Raw genomic sequence first — 248 nt, forward strand, 5'->3', positions numbered from 1 at the left:
CTTTTGGATGATGATAAGTTAACATTTGATATGTCGTAATCGTTACTGGCTTAACAACCTTCTCTTCACTTGTGTATTTCCCAACTTCGTCTGTTGTTAGAGTTGTTTACTTAATATTTCTCTGTACCACTGTTGAACAGCGGTATCATTAGGAACAATAATGAGTGTGTCCTCTTTAATCTCTTTCATAATACCTAGCCCCACAATGGTTTTACCAGAACCACAAGGAAGAATAATGAACCCATTCC

General features: G+C 36.7%; 1 protein-coding gene. It reads right to left on the bottom strand.

What is annotated here, in order from left to right; genetic code table 11:
* Positions 1–96: 96 nt before the first annotated feature.
* Entirely contained in the window at positions 97–237 is a 141-nt protein-coding gene (locus tag AOA61_RS32650) for a DEAD/DEAH box helicase family protein (protein ID WP_368731115.1), read from the bottom strand.
* Positions 238–248 lie beyond the last annotated feature (11 nt).

This window comes from Pseudomonas sp. 2995-1 (assembly GCF_002742505.1).
Lineage (GTDB): Bacteria > Pseudomonadota > Gammaproteobacteria > Pseudomonadales > Pseudomonadaceae > Aquipseudomonas > Aquipseudomonas sivasensis.